Origin of the sequence: Furfurilactobacillus cerevisiae, from assembly GCF_048961765.1 — a bacterium.
GTDB classification, from domain to species: domain Bacteria; phylum Bacillota; class Bacilli; order Lactobacillales; family Lactobacillaceae; genus Furfurilactobacillus; species Furfurilactobacillus milii_A.
Map to the genome: position 1 here is coordinate 786,490 of NZ_CP185253.1, position 18,695 is coordinate 805,184.

The window sequence follows — 18,695 nt, forward strand, 5'->3', positions numbered from 1 at the left end:
ATTGCCTGAAGATAGATTAACAAAACATCTGAGTCAGTATGGTGTAAAAGGCACCCGTAAAATGTAGGAAAACGGCAGGTTAGAACTGTTGGTTTTCCTACATTTTTTGTATCATGAATCACATCAGAGTGTAGGAGGAATTTGATGTGAGACGTGATTTAAGAGAAGGAGTGACGATTTACGTGACTGAAAATATTAAGCCTAACTTCGCCGAGATTGCCCGGCAATATAATGTTGATTATCGAACCGTTAAGAAAGCCTATGAGGAAGTCAAAGCTGGACTTAAGGGCCGACCAAGTGGTCGACCGAAACGGCCAAGTTTACTGGATCCATTCAAGCAAACCATCGATTCAAAGCTTGAACTAAATTGTTCGGCTGCTTCAATTTTTAAATTTATCCAGAAGAAGGGCTTTACCGGCAGCTATACCCTCGTGAAAGATTATTGTCGCCAAACCCGCCGAGAACGAGTTAAGAAAGCTACCATTCGGATTGAACATTCCCCTGGTCTCTCTGCTCAAGTTGACTGGAAAGAAGAAATGGCCCTAGTGAGCAGCGAGGGTGAGCTGTTTAAATTCAATATTTTCTTGTATGTATTGCCTTATTCAAAACTCAAATATATGACACTAACCTTTGATCGGAGCCAAGATACCCTCTTTTCTTGCTTACACGACGCTTTCCTTCATACCGGAGGTATTCCGACGGAAATCTGGTTTGATAATATGAAAACCGTTGTGGATCATACAAAATCCCAGTTTGGCCACGCTGTCTTTAACGAACGGTTCCACGAATTCTGTAAAGATGCCGGTTTCACACCAATTGCTTGTCGACCATTCAGACCACAAACTAAAGGTGCAGTTGAAGCCCTTGCTCGCACGGTTGAACGTTTACGGCCATACAATACTGAATTTGCTGATGGAACTGAGCTAATCGAACTAGTTCATATGCTCCGAGATGATCTAAATCATGAAACTTCGCAGGCCACGGACGAAGTCCCGTACCTGAAATGGTTAGACGAAGAAAAAGAGTACCTTCATCGCGTTCCAGTTAATCTCCTTGAACCATACTTCGAAGAAAACATTACCCGTGTCGTTTCGAAGGAGGCCATGATCAATTTCCGCAAATGTAAGTACTCAGTAGATCCGCGATACATTGGTTGTACGGTTGCTGTTGAAATCTCCAATGATGAGCAGCGCATTCACATTTATTATAACGGAGAAGAAATTCGTACGCACTCCATAACTACCAATTCGCTGAATTATGACCCCCAAGATCAGTTCAATATCCTCAAATCTGATTTGCTTAAAGGGCGGACAGATGAAGACATTTCAGCTTACATTCGTGAACATATGACTGATTACGACAACTTATAGGAGGCTACCATGACCACTAATAATCAAATTCTTTTAAATAATCTTGAGCGCTTAGGGTTAAACAAAATCCGTGAATACTTGCCGAATTACCTTGATCAAATTCACACTGATAATCTGTCATTAACTGAGGCGCTAATTGATTTAACTAATTCGGAACTCCAGAATCGACACGAAGGTCAGATTGCACGGGCCATTGGCCGTGCTCGGTTCCCCAATACAAAATCCCTAGATACATTTGATTTTAGCTTTCAACCCAGTATGAATCGCCAAGAGGTTCTGGAATTCCAGAATCTGGCTTTTATGGAAAAGTCTGAAAACTTAATCTTTATTGGCAATCCGGGAGTCGGTAAAACCCACTTGGCAATTAGTATTGGGATTGAGGCCTGTAAACAGGGCTGTCGGGTTCTCTTTATTAATTGTCATGAGCTGTTGATTAGATTGAGAGCAGCTTACGAAAAAGGACTGCTTGATCGATCTCTAAGCCGCTATTCGCGCTATGACCTATTAATTATTGATGAAATTGGGTATTTGCCAATTGGTCACCAAGAAGCTAACCTCTTATTTCAGCTAGTCAATGCCCGCTATGAAAAGCATTCAACGATCATTACCAGCAATAGTGATCTATCCGCTTGGGTTGATATTTTCCAGAACCCAACTGTGACAGCAGCCATTCTCGATCGCTTGGTTCATCATGTTCACGTAGTGAAGATCACTGGTAAATCTTACCGATTACGTGGCCTCAAGTAACTGCCGAAAACCTACATTTCTTTCTGCCGAAAACCTACATTTTTAAACTGCCCTTGACAAGTATGGAAGGTACGAAGTAGATTGTAAAATTAATCCGAACGCTGTTCGGACAAAAAAGATCAGCTTCCTTTAAAATGGTGTTTACAACAAACCCATCTTTTAGGAGCTGATCTTTTGTCTAGTATAACCTATTCCGAACGAATTAAAATCGAAACCTTTTGTGAACTAGGGCTGTCCAATATCCAAATGGGCGTTCGGCTGAACCGATCACCGTCAACAATTTCTTATGAATTATCTCGATGTCAACCTTATCAGGCTGAATTAGCACAAACAGATGCCGAATACAAGCGATCACGATGTGGTCGGAAAACTAAGCTGAGCGATGAGTTAAAGCAAACAATTCTCAACCATTTACATCTAAGCTGGTCACCAGGAATGATTGCTCACGAATTTAAACTAGCGACTAAATCTATTTATAATTGGCTAAATCAGGGGAGAATTGGTTTCTCCTTGAATGATCTACCTGAACATGGCGTACGCCAACGGCGTAACGTTGACCAACGATCCAAATATAATCAATCTTTGGGGCGATCGATTGAACAGCGTCCCATGATGATTAATCAACGTAATCGCATCGGTGATTTTGAACTAGATACCGTCGTTGGCCCTCGTGGGCATAGTAAGGCAGTTTTATTAACTTTAATCGATCGCAAATCACGGTTCCTTTGGGCATATCGGTTAAAGGACCGAACGACAGCGAGTGTTAATGAAGCACTGACTAAGTTCCTAACAACTTTTAATGGACCGGTGCACAGTTTTACTGTGGACCGTGGTACTGAGTTTAGTGGGCTAGTATCATTTGAATCACAATATGGTATTAAGACCTATTACTGTCATGCTTATACGCCAGCTGAACGTGGTAGTAATGAACGCTTTAATCGGAATTTACGTTATTTTTATCCTAAGGGGACTCGTTTTGAGCACATTAGTGCTCAAGATTTAACGACGACGTTACTCCAAATTAACCAGAGACCGCTTAAAATACTTGACTGGAAAACACCGTATCAGGTTATGCTGACCAATTTGTCCAAAAATTCGGATTAAATTTGCAATCTACCACGAAATGATCATTAAAAGCAGAAAGGTCGGCAATTCAATTACTTTGACCCTTCCCGAAGAATTAAATGTGCCAGGAAATGTCGAGTTTGAACCTATCGTAGATAGTAAAGGCAATGTTTTTCTAAAAAGAATTTCGGAGCTCAATGAAGAGAGGGTTCGAGATATTCATCAGTTTATGGATCAGTTCAAACCGTTGATGGACAAACTCAAGGATAAATAATGCAATGTTATTTAGTTTGGATGCTAAGAATTTCATAGATAATAATTAAGTCGTGAACGTTTATTGATAGAAGTTAACTGGAAATAAAGGAGCGTTTGATGTTTTTAGCATTTATTTTGTTTTCGTTGGTGTGACTGGAGTGACCATGTATATTTTCGCGAAGATTAAATGAATAATATTTTGGGAGTGTTCTTGATAGAAATAACGCGATTGACCAGATTTTCTTTAGTCAGTTTGCCCAGTTACCGCAAGCGTGCTATATTAGGCTTACAAATTTAATGAATTCAAACCACCGCCGGGTGGGCACAGGGTGCAATTACTGATTTCGACAGGCTATAGAGAAATCAGCAGTCGCACTCTTTTTGTTTTCACGAGGAAATCAGGAGGATTTGGATATGGCATGGATTGAATTAATGATCGCAGGTTTGTTTGAAGTTGTGTGGGCGACGGCGATGAAATTGAGCAACGGTTTGACCAAAATGAACTATACGGTGGCGACGGTAGTGGGGATGATCATCAGTTTCTTGTTGCTGGCACGGGCCACGAAGAGTTTACCACTTAGCCTGGCTTATCCAATTTGGACAGGTGTTGGTGCTGTCGGTTCCATTATCGTTGGTGTTCTTTTCTTTGGTGATAAGATTCCGTTAGCGACATGGTTTTTCGTCGCACTACTGCTGATTGGGATTATTGGCATTAAAGTGACAGTGAGTGATTAGTTCATCGTTGATGATAGAGATTGTTTTTGAATAAAGGCCAAAAAAAGTGATGGTCACGTGAAGGGCCATCACTTTCTTGTATGCAGCTTCGTCAGCAAATTATTAATTTGAAAGTTTTTCTAGGAGGGGTCTAAACGATGCTTTGAAGCGTTGTAACTGTTGGGGGTTGGTGTGATTCAAAATCCCCATGATTTTATCTAATGTATTATCTTCGAGTGAAGGTGTGAACACATACATGTGTAAGTCAGTGTTGTCACCGACGATGAAGTTTGTTTCATCAAAATGAACCTCCCCGGTGTCTGGGAAGATCATTGTTTTACCGCGTTCAGCTTCAGGTACGATATCATGTTGCGTCCACAGTTGACTAAATATTGCGCTGTCATGACGAAGAGTGGCTACGAAAGCGGCTAAATCCTGGTCATCCGTTTGACTAGCATACATTTGACGGAAGCGGCCAACCATATTATGGGCAACAATTGGCCAGTTAGTAATTACCCGAGCAAACGCATCATCGGTAAACATTTCGCGCAATAGGTTTTCATGGACCAATGGGTGACCGACTACTTGAGTAGCAAACACATCTGCCAACTGGTTAACCGCGACAAAATTCCATCGTCGATCAATAACGATGACGCCAGAAAGCGGCCAACTATCAATAGTACGTTGTAGCATCGGGTTGATGGTTTCGGTAAAGGGTGCAGTTGTGTCTGGTTGAGCAACGCCAGCTAACGTATAAAGGTGGTTAGTTTCACTTTCCGTGAGTTTGAGTGCGTTAGCTAAACTGGCAACGACTTGGTCTGAAATATGAATATCGCGTCCCTGTTCCAGCCACGTATACCACGTTAGACTGATGCCGGCTAATGTAGCAACTTCTTCCCGTCGTAATCCAGGTGTTCGACGGCGACCAATAGTGGGAAGACCAACTTGGTCGGGTTGCAAACGTTGGCGACGTGTCACTAAGAAATCCGCCAGTTCCTGTTGTCGGGTTGTTGTCATATCTCAAGTCTCCTTAGCTGTTAGTTTATATACTAGTATAAACTAACAGATTAAACTATTATATAAAGTCGTTATAATTATTTTTGTAAATGAGATGAGTGACATGGGTACATGAATTTGAGGTTCATGAAGCGAACTAGTGCCGACGTCAATTTTACCCAAGCAAATAAATAATCGGCATATTACACGGAGGTATAACAAATGAAACAAGCATTTGTCACAGGTGGTAACAAGGGACTGGGCTTTGAAATTGCTAAGCAGTTAGGCAAACAAGGGTGGCAGGTTATTATTGGGTCACGCAATGCAATGCGTGGGCAAGAAGCGGTCGACCAATTACGTGCGGCTGGTTTAGAAGAACCACAATCTGTTGAGTTAGATCTCAGTAATTCGCAAACAATTCAGGCGGCTGCTAAAACAGTTACTGATAATTATCCCGAGTTACAGTTACTTGTTAACAACGCCGGTATTCCGGGCGATATGAGAGTTACGGGTATTGAGGCGACGATGGCAGATTTGCGAGAGACAATGGAAGTCAACTTTTTCGGAACGTTCGAATTAACCCAGGCACTGTTTCCACTGTTGAAACAAAATCACGGGCAAGTTGCCAACATCACGATTCCTACGACACCGAACAAATTGTTTAATCCGTTTGCCTATCAAACGAGTAAAGGCGCTCAAAATGTGATGACAACGTCCTTAGCTACTTCGTTTGACACAACTAGTACACCAGTGGAAATCTTCAGCGTTCATCCAGGACCGGTTTCCACGGATTTGAACGGCAACCTGCAGGCCGACTTTATGCAGACCGCTGAGGAAGCGGCCGCTGGCGTTGTCCGTTTGATTGCGAGCGAAAAACCTAAGCAAGGGGCATTTTTAGAGGTTAAGCCTGTGATTGGGTAACTAGCAAAGGTTAAGTGGCACGGACCAAATTTAAAAATATAAAGAAGACCTCTCGATACTCAAACCGGTGTCGAGAAGTCTTTAGTTTGGCCCTTTAACATCACGATTCTTTTGATGTAATGAGTCAATCATTCATTAATGAGCACTCTGTCATCTTATTAGCGAAAAAGAATAAAGCTGATAAGTGTACACAAGTATCACGTTTAAAATTTGTTTGTAATTAGCTAATTATCAAAGCTTTAACAAATTTTAGAGGTGAACTATGAAAACAATTACAGACACGAAACTGCGAAGTTCTGACAAAAAAAGAGCACGTCAATGGTTAGTCAATGGGGTATTGCTGACGATGGCCGGTGCAGGAACAATTGCAGCAACGGTCACAACAGGGCATGCCGATACCAATACTAGTCAGGCAGCCGGTACGGAAATACCAAGTAGTGCAGCTACTTCTGTACCTCTATCTGTAGTGCTGTCAGCGGGCAGTGCCGCATCAAATCAGTCCGCAAGTGCGGCCACCAATTCAAATAGTGAATCAAAAAATAGTGATCAATCGATTCCTTCTCAAGCCAAATCGGTGAGCCAAGAAACGCAATTGAGTTCAGCAAATGTTGAGCAGCAATCAACGGATAGTTCAGCGGATGCTCAGAATCAGGCGGGCACGACACAAAAAGTAACAGTTCAGACAGCGGTTAATGTTGATTCAATACTAGCTAACACAGGCACCCAAGCAACGATGCGTGCGGCACGTGCTGATATTGCCGTCCCGACGGCAGCTTCTGAAGTTGTTCAAGCGCCGTCAGAGAACGCCGCTATATGGATGCCTGATGCCACATTGCGCGCATTTGCAGAATCCCAAGCCAATCACGAGTTTGGTGTCGCGGTTAACGACGATAATCTCTACCAATACATTGGCCGTATTCAAAATCTGACATCTCCAGAAAGTGCTAACAATGGCATTAAGAGTTTAGCAGGCTTAGAGTACGCGCAGACATTGCAGACGCTTCAGCTATATAACAGTGAACTGGGTTCAGACGGAATGGTTGATTTAAGCAATTTAGCTAAACTAAATTTGATTTCAATATTCAATGATCAAACGTTGACGGGAACTGTCGATGATTTTATTAATAAACACCTCGGCGCTGGCAACGATCTTTGGAAAATCCAACTTGTTAACGACAGTCTGTCAGGTACAATTCCAGACTTGCATAATTTCTTAAAATTACGAACGCTCATTTTAGCAGAGGATAACCTTACCGGTACAATTCCTGATTTGAGTTATTTACCCAATCTTTTGGTTGTCCAATTTTTTAATAATGGCAAATTCTATAATTAATCCGAACAGAAATTAAAAAGCCCAAAGTAATCACTTACAATGGTAGTAGCTAATTCCAACCAATATAGGGAGTGATTACTTTGGGTACATCTACTTTATCACGTTTTCAACGTGGCGCACTAGCACAACTGGTCAATGAGGGGAATAAATCTTACCAAGTAATGGCTGACGCCTTAGGCGTCGCCAAAGCTACGATTAGCTATGAGTTGGACCGGGTTAAACCTTATGATCCAGAATTAGCTCAGCAAGATGCAGATCGCAAAAGGCGGAATTGCGGTCGTCGTTCGATGCTGACGGCAGCATTAGCGACTTTAATTACCAATCACTTACGATTAACCTGGTCACCAGAAACCATTGCGGCCGCTTATAACTTGAGCACTGCGTCAATTTATAATTGGCTTAATCGTGGCTGGCTCCCCTTCAAATTGACTGATCTACCCAATCGGAATGTCCGCCAGCACCGAGTGAGCGAAAATCGTGGGAAATTTACAAGTGGGACTTCCATCGAACAACGGCCAACAACTGTTAATCAACGATTAGCTTTTGGTCATTGGGAAGTAGATACGGTGCTTTCTAGTCGAAGTGAGTCACGATCATGTCTGGTTACATTCGTAGAACGTAAGACCCGACTTCTATGGGCCATCAAAGCCCCTAATAGAACGGCTAAGGCTCTAAACACCGCCTTTGGCAAGTTTATGGGGGCCTTCGGTCCCCAAGTAAAATCCATTACTGTTGATCATGGTAAAGAGTTTGCCAATTATCAGGCCTTAGAACAGGATTATCAGATCAAAGTTTATTTTTGCCATCCATATTCACCATGGGAGCGAGGTTCCAATGAATATTTTAATAGACGGTTACGCTGGTTCTTCCCGAAAAAGACCAATTTTAGCCAAGTAACGACTGATGAGATCCTAGCAGCACTTGAACTAATTAATCAACGACCATTAAAAATACATCATCAACAGACTGCCATTGAAAGATTCCGGGCTTGTTCGGATTAAACTTGTAATTTGCCTAATCAATTGACTGGTGGCTTAGATGGATTAATTAATTGCTCGAATGTATTTGATATCAGAGTTCAAAATAACAATCTTTCAGGTGAACTACCCGATTTGAGTGGCCTTGATTTGAGTACTCGTTTTGACTTTCGATATAATCACTTCACAAGTAGCGCGACGGGGTTACAAAGGAATGTTGGTTGGACCTATGGTGTGGGGCAGGGTGTTCAGGCAGGAACTTATCAAATTGGTAAGGGGACAAAAGGATTTGACCCAATTACTGGCTATTTGTTTGGTGCTACCGACTATTCGAATGGTGCAACGCCGGTAGCGGATTATCACTATACCGTCCGAAACTGGACGACAACGGCCGCTGGTACTTATGTTTATCGGGTAGAGAACGGTAAACTTACCGACGTTTCAAGTGCTTTCGATATTGTTGCGGATCCAAATGATCCTAGTGGCTTTAAATTAGTGCCAAACACGGATTTACCAGATGGCAGTTATATGGTTTATGTAACTGGTTCAGATATCGCGCCTGAAGTAACTCCTGCGGCCGGATACTCAGCATTTCTATACTTTAATTTGGTGAATGTTAAGCCCACTGACCCTGACAATCCGGACCAACCAGATAACCCTGATCAGCCGGAAAATCCTGGTAATCCCGAGCAGCCGGACAATCCAAATGAACCGGATCAACCAGAAACACCGCAGATTCCTGATAAACCCGGTGTTCCACAAACACCAGAAAACCCTGATACCAACGAAACAACGACACCTGAAAATTCGGCGGTGTCACAACAATCCAATGGGACTTCTGATGTAGTCATGAGTGCTAACAATGAGCAAACTGCTAGTGCTGCTAATGATAGTTTGGCGAGCTCAACAGTGACATCTGTTGCGAAAACCGCAGCAGTCCAGAGTTCAGTTACGCCGGCTCATACTAATTCATCCCAGCATTTGGAACAGTCGAAGACTGACCAGCGGCGTGAGTTGCCAGCAACATCGCAGCAGTCGTCTTCCATTTGGGCTGCAATTGGACTGAGCATTTTATCACTGATGTCGTTTGGTTCACTGACTGGTGGTTATCGTCGCCGGCACTAACTTAATTCGACTACATTTTCGGGATTTAATTTCACTAGACAGATACTGCGTCATCCCGTATTCTAGGGTTGTAATGGGTACAACTCGGGGGAGGGGTTATTATGCAGCGTCAGCAACATCAAAGATCGAATTCAAAATGGTGGCTTATTGCACTGGTGGTTATTTTGGTCGCAGTCGGTGGCTACTTTGTTGGCAAGGCGATGAATGGTGGTTCCGAGAATGGAAGTACTGCTAGTAACGCTTCCTCATCAACAAGCTCTGCCAAACGTAGTGACTCAGAGGAGGCGTCATCTTCTAGCTCAGCATCTGGGAGTCACACGTCAATGATGTCACACCATTCAGGGATGATGAGTGACCACTCCAGTATGATGAATGATGATCGCTCATCCAGTAAAAATAATGACACCACGACTGCGGTCGGTCCGTACTCCGTTTCGACAGAATCGATGAATGCAGTGAGTTCGTTTCAATATCGTGGCGCGAACGTCCCAGCATCACTAGATTTGTCATTTAACAATCAGTCGGGCGCTGGAACCGCGACATTTACGTGGCGTGGCCCAGACGGAAGCCAACCTGCTGTTTACAACGTGATGTATGAAGAAATTCCGACGACGCCAATTCGTGTGTTCGGCGCTAGCAATAATGCTGTTCGGACAGTCAAGGTGAATACCCGTATTCATATCGAAGGATTGAAATCGGGGGACAGCAGCGAGATCGATACGGCTGGTGACCTGTATGCGTTTAAAAATCGTGATGGCGGTATCTCAATTGCAACGCCAAACTATGCCGGCAACGTTGAACCGGATGAACATGATGTGATGCAGGAAATCGTGCACCGTTAATTAAATTTCTGAGTTCGTTTGCGCACCAACTGTTTAATCAGTTGATGCGTTTTTGTTTGATTTTGGGGATTCCCTTAATAAAAAGTTAAGAACTATCACTGAACTTAAAATTAGCGCAATAAAAACTTAATCGTCCCTAAACTCTGAAAAAATTTCGTACACTCATACCAGTTTATTAATAGAGCAATTATTCAGGGGGAACCATTTATGGACAGTGAATCACAAGACAACCGCATGAAGCGTCACCAATCGAAGCACCGCACACGAAACATCATTCTGGCAGTCGTTGCTGTGATTGCGCTCAGTGTGGGCGGTTACGGTTATCACGTGTTTAGTAGCGTGGAACGGTCAACTAGCAAAATGTACAGCGCATCGGGGATTAAGAAGAGTCGAAATGTGAGCCAGTTAATCAAGAAACAAAAGCCAATTTCAATCTTGTTATTGGGTACAGACGTTGGCGCCCTGGGACGTGATTCAAAAGTGTGGGCCGGTGGTCGCACGGATTCAATGATGTTGGTGACCATTAATCCCAAGACGCAAACGACGACCATGATGAGCATTCCACGGGATTCTTTAGCTGTGATTAGTGGTCATGAGGACGAATTTCCGACGAAGATCAACGCAGCGTATTATTTTGGTCAAACGAAAAGCACGATTGCGACTGTCCAAAATATGTTTAACGTTCCTGTTGATTACTACGGCCTGTTGAATATGGGTGGCATGGAAAAGTTGGTCAATGAAGTTGGCGGCGTCGACATTGTGCCACCACTGACATTCACCTATGAAAAACAACATTTTACTAAAGGCAAAGAAATTCATGTTAACGGTTCACAGGCACTGAAGTTTACCCGGATGCGCTATCAAGATCCCGAAAGCGACTATGGTCGGACGTTGCGACAACGGATTGTCATTCAAGCACTGTTGAAAAAGGGAAGCAAGTTAAATAATCTGTTGAATGATAAATTTATTGATTCTTTGGCGAGTCAATCACGGACAGATTTATCCCTGAGTGACTTAATGGAATTAGCCAAATCGTACAGAACTGCCACCAAACACGTTGTCTCAGATCACGTTCAGGGTGTGAGCGATGACATCGCCGGGCAGAGTTTTGAAATCTTGCCTCAAACGGAAAAGCAGCGTGTCACAAACAAGTTACGTAAAGGACTTGAAATGAGCGCTGCTACAACGGGTCCGCGTTTTGGTGAAGAAGTACCAGCTGGCATGGAAGCCTATGTGCCTGCCGCCGATTTTGGCGAAACAGCAGATACAAAATCGACCTGGGGTCACGATACGAATACCTCAAGTCAGTATAATAAAGCCTATGATCGTGATAATACAGGTGACTTAAATCCAAATTACGATGCTAACAACTAATTACTAGACATGCTTTTATTTGTGTTTGACATGAGATTACGAACGTTCATAAACCTTGCTATCATGGGAATGCAACCATCAGTTGCCAGCCATGCTCGGAGGTATATCGTGCATCTTTGGCGTTAACCATTCACAATATAGTTAACGAAAGGGGAGCGATTATTATGATGCTGGGGCAACGAATTAAAGAGGAACGGGAACGGCGTGATTGGACGCAAACACAATTGGCAGATACATTGCATGTTAGTCGTCAGGCCATCTCTAAATGGGAGTTAGGAACTGCGTATCCGGATATTGAACGGTTAATTCAGATTAGCAATTTGTTCAGTGTCAGCTTGGACAGCTTAATTAAAGGTGATACGACTTTTCAAGAAAAGATCGTCGTGACAGATAAACATCATCAAAGAAGTTTTTGGGATTTCGTGGCTCACTACTGGTGGATGATTTTTCCAATTGGCGGGTTTCTATACTGGTTTGTTCCTGCCATTATTCATGGGATTGTTATTGCACTTCGATAAGGTAAATAAATATGATAAAAGAAAACCAACTTCCTCTTTATTTTTGAGAAAGTTGGTTTTCTTTTTGACGTATAAATGAATTCGTCTATTTATTTTACTTTAATCCACCAAATGTAGAGTCACCATGCGGTCCGCAGAATCCGTGATGGTGGTATGTGGATTGCGTGGACGCCAACCGAGATCATTTTCTGCCTTGGCAGACGTGTAGTGAAATTTACGGCCGAGTAAACCAACAAAGACTGCTACATTAGCATTGAAACGGGCAATTGCTAACAGCACCCAATTGGGAATCGTCAATGTGCGGATCTTTTTACCATGGTCGCCGAGATGTTCTTTTAGGGTCTCAGCAATGTCATGCATGGACATACTGCCAGCGGCGGCTAAATACCGTTGCCCACCGGATTTATCGCTCTTCATAGCAAGAATTTCAAGGTCAACAAGATCGCGAACGTCCACGATATCAAAGTTGATTTTGAGTGCGCCAGGGACATGTCCTTTGATCATTTGTTCAATTAAGATTTGGGAACTATCATTTTGTGGCATGAGGACAGGACCAAAAACGGCAGTTGGTAACACGGTAGATAATTGCATGTCACCGTTGTAATTTTCCATCCAAGCCCAGGCTGCTTTTTCAGCAATGGCCTTTGAACGCTGATAAGGGTTTTGAACAGGGTCATTTGGCTGAGTCCAAACGGTTTCATCGGAGTCTGCTCTACTATCGTCTGATGGTTTGGCAGCAGCGGCTGCAGAAGTAATGACAACATGTTTGACATTAGCAGCGGCAGCAAAACGAAGTACACGTTCGTCACCTTCACGTTGTGGTTTCAAGAAGGTTTCGATATCCGCGGAGTCATCTGTATGCATGGGGGAAGCCACGTGCAGCACGCGGTCAACGCCAGCCATGGCCTCAGTCCAGCCAGCGTCACTGGTCAAATCTGCTTGGATGAACGTTAACCGTTCACCAGGGTCAACTTGGCTGGCGATTGCGTCGCGCACCATACTGGTTTTCTTTAAGTTACGAATCGTTGTTTTAACGTTATAGCCTTGTTCTAGCAAACGAACGATGGCCCATGCACCGACAAATCCTGTGCCGCCAGTGACTAAAATAGTTTCCGGTTGTGTTGACATAATTATCCTTCTTTCAGTGAATCATCAAATTTATTATGAAAATTAGTTTGCGACAGCGGCCAGCATATTTAAATGTTTGGGCCGTTCCACTTCGTCCATCAAGGCAACGGCAAGGTCAGCGTATGAAATCACTGATTTACCTGCTACATTATTGAGTACTACGTCACTGCCAATTTGATAATGGCCAGTTCGTGGGCCACTCGCTTCATAATTAACTGCTGGTGCAATGAAAGTCCAGTCAAAACCAACAGCATTTTCTTTCATTGTGAGATATGCACGTTCTAGGACAAGAGAACCAGAACGTAAACCGGCTGTGCGCATCCATAACGTGTCGTAAAGTTTTTTAGTGCGCTTTTCATCGGTATAAAGGTAGCTAGCAGCCCCAACCAATAAAATCCGTTTGTGCGAATTCTTTAGAATTTCAAGGTAGTGTTTTACGATATCCACGTGAGCCTCACGGGTTTCGCCAGCAACGTTACCAAACGCGCTGATGATCACGTCAAATGGTGCCAAATCTTCAGCAGTAATACTGAAAGCATCTCGCTGAATAATTGGGACGTTAGCAGACAGCTTTTCGGGTGAACGAACGATTGCCGTTACATCTAGATGCCGTAATAGCGCTTCATTTAAAATCATGTTACCAGACTTGCCAGTGGCGCCGATAATTGCTAATTTCATTTTGACCCCCCTCCACTTTGTTTAAGAAGATGACAGTAATTGTTTTGATTGTGGAATAAATAATAACATCATTCAAATACAAAATAAACAAAAACACGTTAAAACTGTCTAAAAATATATTTTTTAATTCTTATTGGGTTTGTTCATGAAGTGAAATATACTGGATTTGTACATAAAAATGCGAAGGGCGATGAGTGTGATGGCAGAAGAACGAACATTGATCCTAGTTAAACCAGATGGTGTAGCAAACGGACATATCGGGGATGTTATCGACCGATTGGAGCGTAAGCAATATCAGATTAGCGCATTAAAAGTGGTCCAGAAGGCAACTGATGCGCAATTGCGGGCGCACTATTCAGACAAGGTCGACAAACCTTACTTTTCTGAGATCACTGATTATATGCAGTCTGGTCCGATTGTCGCAATCGTGGCGACTGGCACGCATATTGTTGATGCATTTCATCAAATGGCGGGTAAGACGAATCCTGATGAAGCTGAACTAGGCACCATTCGTGGTGACTATGGTCGTGCTTGGGAAGACGGTGCCATTCGTAATGTCGTTCACAGCTCTGACAGTCCTGCGGCAGCTGAACGGGAAATCAAAATTTGGTTTCCGGAGCTGTAGTGTCGGTGTGCAGAAGTTGTTTAACTTGAATTCTGATCAATAAAGAGAGACAAATGATTCAAGTGCTCGGCGAATCATTTGTCTTTTTTACTGTGAAGAGACTGCTACTGTTTTAAATTATTATATATTCGAATTGGCGCTGGAGGCCGCTTGCCGCTTACGGTTGTCAACATTGATACGCTCGCCGTGGGACCGGTTCAAGCCGGAAGTGCACCGTCTTTCACCTCGCCGTCAAGCCTCGGAAGCCCGCGAGTCTAGACGACCGTCCGTAACCTAAATTCGGAGAGCCCACCGAATTAACGTTACCTTCACGGCTCGGTATCAATGTTGACGCCCTTCAGCTGACATAACAGTAATTCGACATAACGCCGTAGTATCGCAGTAAATTATTACTGATCAATGATTTAGGCCACAGCGAGACTATTAATTTCATCATAAAGCAGACAATTTATTTATTATCCATGATAGCAAGTTTGCATCGTAATCCCTTGTCCCCCAAGATGTCTACGATACTTAGCTTGCTGAAAATCTATATTCGACTGATACTTTGAGCGAGGCGATGAGGGGATGCAAATTGGAATCAAGTTGAAGCAATTGCGACAGCATCAACAGCTGACTCAAGCTGACGTGGCTGATGAATTGAAGCTGTCGCGTAAAACTATTTCTAGTTGGGAAAACGATCGTAGCTATCCTGATGTTGCGAGCCTGATTACCTTAAGCGACATCTACCACGTAACGGTAGATGAATTACTCAAGGGGGATCAGAGCATGATTAATCATTTAGTGGAGATAGATCGACAGGCAAAGCGGACTAGAAGAGCACGGGGGTATTACTATTGGCTTAACCTGATTTTTCTGTTAGCAAACATAACGTGCTACGTGCTAACTTTTAAAATTCAGGTACCAAATTGGATTCAAAATGTTGCGCTTGTTGGGTGGATCGTCACGGTTATCACAATGTTGGTCAGTTTGTCGGAAAACTACGAGAGCGTTAAAACTAAAACAGTCGTTAGTGCGGTTATTATTTTCGTGTTTATGATGGTGTTCTTAGACCCATTTGTTTTCCCTGAGATTACGGTGCCCAATATGCCTCATATCAACGTCGAGGCATATCACATTGGTGTGATATTGCGCCAACTAACAACGGCAATTTTCTTTAACTTAAGTGTCATCCTAGCAATTCTAGCCCGACCGTCTTACTTGCGCTTTGGTCGTCACGACTAAATAAATAACACGTTGACCAAACAAACGCGATGACTGATTTTCATGTTCAGTTATCACGTTTTTTATTTTGTTCTTGCGCGATGCGATTAAAGTATGTAAACTCTAAATGGTAATCGTTACCATTTACATATTTTTAGAAAGAGGGATTTCGATGAAGTATTTTCGGCAGGTTTCATTAAGTTTGGTTGCGTTGTTGGCAACGGTAGTGATGTTGGCCTGGTTGGCGCCACGACCGACGCAAGCCAGCAGCGATAAGAAACCGATTCACGTTGTCGCAAGCGTTGATTTTTACGGGGATGTGGCTAAAGCAGTGCTGGGCGATCATGGCACGGTAACCTCGATTATCAATAGTCCTAGCGTTGATCCACATGATTTTGAACCAACGACTAAGGATGGGATTACAGTTTCCAAGGCCAATTTTGTTTTGTACAACGGTATCGGCTACGACACTTGGATGCACAAACTGAATAAAAGTAGCGGTGCTCACAAACAGACAGTGGTTCGTGTTGGTGAAGATGTGCTTCAGAAGAAGACTGGTGACAACGAGCACGTTTGGTATCAACCGGAGACGATGTCGAAACTGGCGAATTACTTGGCCAAAAAATTTGGTAAGCAAGCACCGCAATACAAGCATCAGTATCAAGCAAACGCTAAACGGTACATTGCCAGCCTGAAACCATTGCAGCATCAAGTGACTAAATTGAAAGCTAACAGTAAGGGGCAACACGTGGATGTGAGTGAGCCAGTATTCGATTATACGTTAGATGCTTTGGGGTATAAGCGAAACAACTCCAGGTTTGAACTGGCCGTTGAAAATGGCACAGACCCCTCGCCGAAATCAATTAAACAAATGCAGACGGATATTACGCATCATCGCATTGCGTTCTTCGTTAACAACAGTCAAACTAGCGACAAAACGGTTAGTGCAATGGTTAATCTAGCCAAAAAGCATCATGTACCAGTTTTGAATGTCACTGAGACGTTGCCGAAAGAACAAACGTATCAGAGTTGGATGATGAAACAATACCGGGCGCTTGCTAAGATTCAGAATCAAGAAAAGTAGTATTTGAGGAGGATTTTTTGAAAGTGTGCTCAGGTTCCAGTAAGCTTGGTTTGATAGGTTTAACGCTTAGCAGGTGACTTAAGCTGATTGGAGGCAACACAGAATGAAAGTTGTTGTGATTGGTGCAGTGGCGGGCGGCCCTTCGTTTGCGACGCGGTTGCGGCGAATTAATGAACAGGCCGAAATCGTTATGCTCGAACGTGGCCCAGAAATTTCGTACGCTGGTTGCGCTTTACCATATTATTTGGGAGGTGTGATCAACGATCGTGATGCGCTGATTGAACGGACGCCAGAAGCTTTGAGGACCAAGAATAATATTGACGTTCGTGTGCAGAGCGAAGTCACGGCAATTGATCCGGATGCTCAACTGGTTACGGTGCAAACGGCTACAGAAACATATCAAGAAAGTTATGATGAGCTGGTCATTGCTACTGGGGCGCGGCCAACGCTACCCGCTATTCCGGGACTGGCCGAAGCCGATGATTGTTTTACACTGCGAGCCGTAACTGATGCGGACAAAATTAAGGCGTATATGGATCAAAAACATCCGCAACGTGTGGCTATTATTGGTGCGGGTGTCGCTGGACTGGAGCTCGCTGACAACCTCACGTTGCGTGGCCTGAAAGTGACGCTCATCGAACAGTCCGCTCATGTAGCGTTTCCGTATGATTCCGAAATTGCGACGGTGATTGAGAAAGAATTGACTGATCATCATGTTGCGCTACGTTTGGACAAAACCGTGACGGCCGTGCGCAATCACGGCCATCAACTAATTATGAGTGATGGCACACAATTAACAACGGACATGCTACTGGTGACGACAGGTGTGACGCCAAATAATGAAGTGGCCGCAGCGGCTGGTATCAAACTAGCAACGGATGGTCACATTATCGTGAATAATCGATTGGCGACCAACTTGCCACATGTTTATGCGATTGGTGATGTCATTGAAACAACGAGCTTAATTACAGGTTTGCCAACTCCGAGTATGTTGTCGACGGCGGCTAATCGACAAGGTCATCTTTTAGCGGACATTATCAACGGTGAACCGCTCACTTACGCGGGTTTTGTTGGTACTAGTGTGGCTAAAGTATTTGATTTAACCGTTAGTTCTGTCGGCTTTACGGCCAATACGCTCAACCATTTGGGAATTGACAGTTACGACAGCGCTTTTATCACTCCTTATGATATTGCCTACTTCTTCCCAGACGCTTCACGGATTAATTTTAAATTAATTTATGCACCCAACACAGGCCGCATTCTTGGTGGCCAAGCAGTTGGTCAACATGGTGTGGACAAACGGATCGGTCAATTATCTGCGGCTATCACTGGTGGCTTAACGGTTGCGGACTTGCCAGACATTGAGGTGCCATATTCACCGCCGTTTTCTTCAACGCGTGATGTCATTAACATTGCCGGCTATGTTGCTCTGAACCAGATGCAACAGGTTGGTCAAACGATTAAGCTGGATCAACTGACGCATGAGATGAAAGAAAAGGGCGTTTTTCTAGACGTTCGTGAACCAGGTCGTCCGGCAACAGGATCGGTTTCTGCAACATTGACCATCCCACTCAGTCAGCTTCGAGATCGCATTCATGAAATACCGGCTGGCCAACCAGTTTTCCTTACCTATCGTCCTGGGTTGAGCAACTATACGGCCGCCAGGATTTTAGCTGGCAATGATATCGAGGCCAAGATAATTGAAGAAATTGATTAAGCCTAAGCCCAGCTGACTAACTG

18 protein-coding genes are annotated in these 18,695 nt (G+C 43.6%); 15 read left to right on the forward strand and 3 right to left on the reverse strand.

All coding sequences use genetic code 11. The features are described 5' to 3' along the window. The first annotated feature begins 146 nt into the window (after positions 1–146). The 4 genes from istA to ABUE36_RS03690 all read left to right on the forward strand — a co-directional run bounded on the left by istA (position 147) and on the right by ABUE36_RS03690 (position 4,172). The gene (istA, locus tag ABUE36_RS03675; RefSeq protein WP_003555353.1) at positions 147–1,370 is read left to right on the forward strand and encodes an IS21 family transposase; all 1,224 of its coding nucleotides are present in this window, start codon (positions 147–149) and stop codon (positions 1,368–1,370) included. Positions 1,371–1,379: 9 nt separating this feature from the next. Beyond that, positions 1,380–2,117, forward strand: a complete 738-nt coding sequence (gene istB, locus ABUE36_RS03680) for an IS21-like element helper ATPase IstB (RefSeq protein ID WP_014386885.1) — start codon at positions 1,380–1,382, stop codon at positions 2,115–2,117. Between the two features lie 174 nt (positions 2,118–2,291). After that, positions 2,292–3,221: an IS30-like element ISLpl1 family transposase gene (locus tag ABUE36_RS03685; RefSeq protein ID WP_096109805.1), complete on the forward strand. Its 930-nt coding sequence runs from the start codon at positions 2,292–2,294 to the stop codon at positions 3,219–3,221. 630 nt (positions 3,222–3,851) lie between these two features. Continuing rightward, positions 3,852–4,172: a DMT family transporter gene (locus tag ABUE36_RS03690; protein ID WP_161001996.1), complete on the forward strand. Its 321-nt coding sequence runs from the start codon at positions 3,852–3,854 to the stop codon at positions 4,170–4,172. A 102-nt stretch (positions 4,173–4,274) separates the two neighbouring features. Here ABUE36_RS03690 and ABUE36_RS03695 read toward each other — a convergent pair whose 3' ends face one another. Continuing rightward, positions 4,275–5,168 (reverse strand): helix-turn-helix transcriptional regulator, encoded by an 894-nt coding sequence (locus ABUE36_RS03695; protein WP_421017184.1) that lies wholly within the window; start codon positions 5,166–5,168, stop codon positions 4,275–4,277. A gap of 201 nt (positions 5,169–5,369) precedes the next feature. Here ABUE36_RS03695 and ABUE36_RS03700 point away from each other — a divergent pair, with 201 nt between their 5' ends. The 7 genes from ABUE36_RS03700 (at position 5,370) to ABUE36_RS03730 (ending at position 12,237) form a co-directional block, all read left to right on the forward strand. Next, positions 5,370–6,068 carry an SDR family NAD(P)-dependent oxidoreductase gene (locus tag ABUE36_RS03700; RefSeq protein WP_161002243.1) on the forward strand — a complete coding sequence of 233 codons (699 nt, stop codon included), beginning with the start codon at positions 5,370–5,372 and terminating at the stop codon, positions 6,066–6,068. A 262-nt stretch (positions 6,069–6,330) separates the two neighbouring features. Beyond that, positions 6,331–7,401, forward strand: a complete 1,071-nt coding sequence (locus tag ABUE36_RS03705; RefSeq protein WP_421017185.1) for a hypothetical protein — start codon at positions 6,331–6,333, stop codon at positions 7,399–7,401. 80 nt (positions 7,402–7,481) lie between these two features. Continuing rightward, on the forward strand, positions 7,482–8,402 hold the full coding sequence (locus ABUE36_RS03710) for an IS30-like element ISLsa1 family transposase (RefSeq protein ID WP_011373852.1): 921 nt from the start codon (positions 7,482–7,484) through the stop codon (positions 8,400–8,402). 126 nt (positions 8,403–8,528) lie between these two features. Beyond that, positions 8,529–9,503 (forward strand): LPXTG cell wall anchor domain-containing protein, encoded by a 975-nt coding sequence (locus ABUE36_RS03715; RefSeq protein WP_421017186.1) that lies wholly within the window; start codon positions 8,529–8,531, stop codon positions 9,501–9,503. Between the two features lie 101 nt (positions 9,504–9,604). Then, positions 9,605–10,345 carry a hypothetical protein gene (locus ABUE36_RS03720; RefSeq protein ID WP_161002245.1) on the forward strand — a complete coding sequence of 247 codons (741 nt, stop codon included), beginning with the start codon at positions 9,605–9,607 and terminating at the stop codon, positions 10,343–10,345. A gap of 207 nt (positions 10,346–10,552) precedes the next feature. Next, positions 10,553–11,719 (forward strand): LCP family protein, encoded by a 1,167-nt coding sequence (locus ABUE36_RS03725; protein WP_161002246.1) that lies wholly within the window; start codon positions 10,553–10,555, stop codon positions 11,717–11,719. A gap of 164 nt (positions 11,720–11,883) precedes the next feature. Continuing rightward, positions 11,884–12,237, forward strand: coding sequence for a helix-turn-helix domain-containing protein (locus ABUE36_RS03730; RefSeq protein WP_161002247.1), 354 nt, complete (start codon positions 11,884–11,886; stop codon positions 12,235–12,237). 99 nt (positions 12,238–12,336) lie between these two features. Here the strand turns inward: ABUE36_RS03730 and ABUE36_RS03735 are convergent, their stop codons facing one another. Then, complete coding sequence (locus ABUE36_RS03735) at positions 12,337–13,365, reverse strand: NAD-dependent epimerase/dehydratase family protein (RefSeq protein WP_421017187.1); 1,029 nt, start codon at positions 13,363–13,365, stop codon at positions 12,337–12,339. 42 nt (positions 13,366–13,407) lie between these two features. Beyond that, positions 13,408–14,043, reverse strand: a complete 636-nt coding sequence (locus ABUE36_RS03740) for an NAD(P)-dependent oxidoreductase (RefSeq protein ID WP_421017188.1) — start codon at positions 14,041–14,043, stop codon at positions 13,408–13,410. A gap of 199 nt (positions 14,044–14,242) precedes the next feature. Between ABUE36_RS03740 and ABUE36_RS03745 the strand changes: the two genes are divergently transcribed. The 4 genes from ABUE36_RS03745 (at position 14,243) to ABUE36_RS03760 (ending at position 18,672) form a co-directional block, all read left to right on the forward strand. Continuing rightward, complete coding sequence (locus ABUE36_RS03745) at positions 14,243–14,668, forward strand: nucleoside-diphosphate kinase (protein WP_017260596.1); 426 nt, start codon at positions 14,243–14,245, stop codon at positions 14,666–14,668. A gap of 567 nt (positions 14,669–15,235) precedes the next feature. After that, positions 15,236–15,892, forward strand: a complete 657-nt coding sequence (locus ABUE36_RS03750) for a helix-turn-helix domain-containing protein (RefSeq protein WP_421017189.1) — start codon at positions 15,236–15,238, stop codon at positions 15,890–15,892. A gap of 151 nt (positions 15,893–16,043) precedes the next feature. Beyond that, positions 16,044–16,955 (forward strand): metal ABC transporter solute-binding protein, encoded by a 912-nt coding sequence (locus tag ABUE36_RS03755; protein WP_161002251.1) that lies wholly within the window; start codon positions 16,044–16,046, stop codon positions 16,953–16,955. Positions 16,956–17,058: 103 nt separating this feature from the next. Next, entirely contained in the window at positions 17,059–18,672 is a 1,614-nt protein-coding gene (locus ABUE36_RS03760; protein ID WP_421017190.1) for an FAD-dependent oxidoreductase, read from the forward strand. Positions 18,673–18,695: the final 23 nt, after the last annotated feature.

Bases quoted from the DNA above. Each gene is read 5' to 3' on its own strand.
- ABUE36_RS03740 (WP_421017188.1), bottom strand. From the start codon at position 14,043: ATGAAATTAGCAATTATCGGCGCCACTGGCAAGTCTGGTAACATGATT.
- istB (WP_014386885.1), top strand. From the start codon at position 1,380: ATGACCACTAATAATCAAATTCTTTTAAATAATCTTGAGCGCTTAGGG.
- ABUE36_RS03750 (WP_421017189.1), top strand. From the start codon at position 15,236: ATGCAAATTGGAATCAAGTTGAAGCAATTGCGACAGCATCAACAGCTG.
- ABUE36_RS03755 (WP_161002251.1), top strand. From the start codon at position 16,044: ATGAAGTATTTTCGGCAGGTTTCATTAAGTTTGGTTGCGTTGTTGGCA.
- ABUE36_RS03725 (WP_161002246.1), top strand. From the start codon at position 10,553: ATGGACAGTGAATCACAAGACAACCGCATGAAGCGTCACCAATCGAAG.
- ABUE36_RS03720 (WP_161002245.1), top strand. From the start codon at position 9,605: ATGCAGCGTCAGCAACATCAAAGATCGAATTCAAAATGGTGGCTTATT.
- ABUE36_RS03760 (WP_421017190.1), top strand. From the start codon at position 17,059: ATGAAAGTTGTTGTGATTGGTGCAGTGGCGGGCGGCCCTTCGTTTGCG.
- ABUE36_RS03695 (WP_421017184.1), bottom strand. From the start codon at position 5,168: ATGACAACAACCCGACAACAGGAACTGGCGGATTTCTTAGTGACACGT.
- ABUE36_RS03705 (WP_421017185.1), top strand. From the start codon at position 6,331: ATGAAAACAATTACAGACACGAAACTGCGAAGTTCTGACAAAAAAAGA.
- ABUE36_RS03690 (WP_161001996.1), top strand. From the start codon at position 3,852: ATGGCATGGATTGAATTAATGATCGCAGGTTTGTTTGAAGTTGTGTGG.
- ABUE36_RS03730 (WP_161002247.1), top strand. From the start codon at position 11,884: ATGATGCTGGGGCAACGAATTAAAGAGGAACGGGAACGGCGTGATTGG.
- ABUE36_RS03735 (WP_421017187.1), bottom strand. From the start codon at position 13,365: ATGTCAACACAACCGGAAACTATTTTAGTCACTGGCGGCACAGGATTT.
- ABUE36_RS03745 (WP_017260596.1), top strand. From the start codon at position 14,243: ATGGCAGAAGAACGAACATTGATCCTAGTTAAACCAGATGGTGTAGCA.
- ABUE36_RS03700 (WP_161002243.1), top strand. From the start codon at position 5,370: ATGAAACAAGCATTTGTCACAGGTGGTAACAAGGGACTGGGCTTTGAA.